Annotated in this window: 2 protein-coding genes; both read right to left on the bottom strand. The window is 25.4% G+C overall.

The genetic code is table 11. The features are described from left to right. A partial coding sequence (locus M2325_RS08235; protein WP_259052700.1) for a NosD domain-containing protein occupies positions 1-1,803 on the bottom strand: 1,803 nt, incomplete at its 3' end. A gap of 272 nt (positions 1,804-2,075) precedes the next feature. Next, the coding region (locus tag M2325_RS08240; protein ID WP_259052703.1) for a tetratricopeptide repeat protein at positions 2,076-2,845 on the bottom strand (770 nt) is incomplete at its 5' end.

Raw genomic sequence — 2,845 nt, forward strand, 5'->3', positions numbered from 1 at the left:
TCCACCGTTCTCTTTTGTAGTGTTCCAGTAATTTAAACCAACAACTATACCTGTTTTGATATTTTCCGTATTATTGAATATATTGTTATATATTGCGTTATCGTTTAAGTTACTTAAATAAATGCCAATTTCGTTGTTTTTTAATAAATTACTGCTTAGAGTGTTATTAATAGAACTTATTAAATAAGTACCCACATATTGGTTTGAATTCACTGTATTATTAATTAATGTATTATTGAAAACTGTTCTTAATGTAATACCATAAAGGTTTGAATTCACTGTATTATTAATTAATGTATTATTGTGCGAATTTATGCTAAAAATACCAGATAAATTGTTTGAACTTACATTATTATTTTTAAAACTAATATTGTTTGAATAATACATGTAAATACCCCAATCATTTCCAGTTAACAAATTGTTAGTAAAATTACAGTTTTTACCCTGTATTATAGTTATTCCGTATGTAGTATTAGATATATTCAAATTCTCTATAATCATATTTGAACAATTTACAAGTATTACTTGTCCAGCATCTTCTGGAATTTTTTTAGAATTATTATTTTTGTAATAATAAATTGGTTTTCCATCTAATGTGTTATTTTTGATTATATGGTTATTCCAATACTTTATCTTTGAACCTAAAATTGTAAGGCCGTCAGAAGTAAATCTGTTAGATTGAACCGTATTATTAAAACATATGTCCAATACACAATCCATAATGTTTTCGTGGAATTCATTGTTTTCGATTGTATTAGTTGTACAATTTGTAGCAACGATAAGCCCTGCATCACTAAATTTTGAAATTGTGTTGTTACAAATTGTGTTGTTATTTGAATAATGCATTGAAATTCCATATCTTCCGGAATTAATGATATTGTTTGAAATATTACTATTATGTAAATTATACGTTAAAATATTTGCCATTGAATTATTGCCGATAGTAATGTTTTTAATAGTTATATTTGAACAGAAACCAATGTCTATACCTATTGAAACGTTATTTATTGTTAAATTTTCAAGAGTCATATTTGAACAATTTACAAGTATTACTTGTCCAGCATCTTCTGGAATACTTTTTTTAGAATTATTATTTTTGTAATAATAAATTGGTTTTCCATTGACTGTGTTATTTACTATCGTGTGATTAATCCATTGCGTAATATTACTGTTAAGCTTACCCTGATAATCTCCGCCAACACATATGCCAGCATTGTATAAAGTATTGTTTATTACAGTGTTATTTAATGTTCTGCCAATATCAATTCCAAAATGAGCATATGATACTGTATTATTATAAATTGTGTTGTTATTACTGCCCAGTACTGCTTCTATAGCTGTACGTGTTGAAAATGAGATGTTGTTATTTTTAATGGTGTTATTGGATGAATTCATAAGCGCGATTGAATCGTATGCCGAAATTATTGAATTATTTAAAATAAGTGAATTAGATGTATTCATAACACAAATTCCAAATCTATTTAAATTTTTTATTTTAAAATTTTTTATCGTGATATTTTTTATAAATTTGGAATTGTTACGTACTACTATACCATAGGAGTTATAATTTCCATTGATGGTATATCCTTTACCATCTAATGTTACATTACTGCAAAAAATATTTATTATTGTCTGACTTTTTGCAAGTTCGCCAGGGTTTATATCGTTTGTTAGGTAGTAAGTCCCAGGTGCTGTAATATTACAGGAACCGCTTATTGCAGTATCTGCAGATACGGAATTAAGGGATAATACCAATGATACCAACAATACGAAAAATGTCAATTTAAAACAACTTTTTTTCATATATACACCATCATATGGTTATAATTTGTTATACATTATAATAAATTAATTAGCTACTTAATAAAATATATAATTAGTGATTTAAATTTTAATTAGTATGCTATCTAAAAAAACAATACCTTAATATGTAAACTAAAAAACAATGAATTACATTATTTACTTCATATTACTAATATTATCCATAATTAACCAATAATTTAATGTAGTTTAATGTAATTTTAATATTTTTTAGAATTATTTAAAAAAATAGAAAAATAAGTATTAATTAATATTTATTTTTTATTCGTACATAATTCAACAAGTTCTTTTGCCTTTGAATTATTTTTATCGATTTTTAAGACTTTTAAAGCATATTCTTTACATATTTTATAATTTTTAAGATTATAGTGTGAAACTGCACAATTTAATAATATCTTTGTATTGTCAGAATCTAAATTTAAAGCTTTTTCATAATATTTGAGCTGGGTAGCTTTATCTTTTTCATCGTATGCCAATTTACAAAGCTTTTTGGCGTCTTCAATTTGTTTTAACAGTTTTGAGACTATTTTTTTACCACTAATAGCACTTTCATAGTCCGGATTTATCTCTAAAGCTTTATCATAGTAATATAACGCTTTATGATATTCTTTTAAGTTATGATGAGCCACTGCACAATTTAATAATATCTTTGTATTGTCAGAATCTAAATTTAAAGCTTTTTCATAATATTTGAGCTGGGTAGCTTTATCTTTTTCACCGTATGCCAATTTACAGAATTTTTTCGCAGTTTCTTTATTCTTCTTAATTTCTTCTAGTTTCTCTAATTCTTTAATGGATTTTAAAACTTTTCCCTTACCACTAATAGCACTTTCGTAATTTGGATTTATCTCTAAAGCTTTATCGTAGTATTTTATTTTTTCATCATTATCCTTAGTCATATTTGCTAAATTAAACCAATATTTCGGAGTTTCCTCTTCTTTAACTTCCTCTTCTTTAACTTCCTCTTCTTTAACTTCCTCTTCTTTAACTTCCTCTTCTTTAACTTCCTCTTCTTTAACTTCCT

Origin of the sequence: Methanococcus voltae PS, assembly GCF_024807035.1 — an archaeon.
GTDB lineage: Archaea > AGJL01 > Methanococci > Methanococcales > Methanococcaceae > Methanococcus > Methanococcus voltae.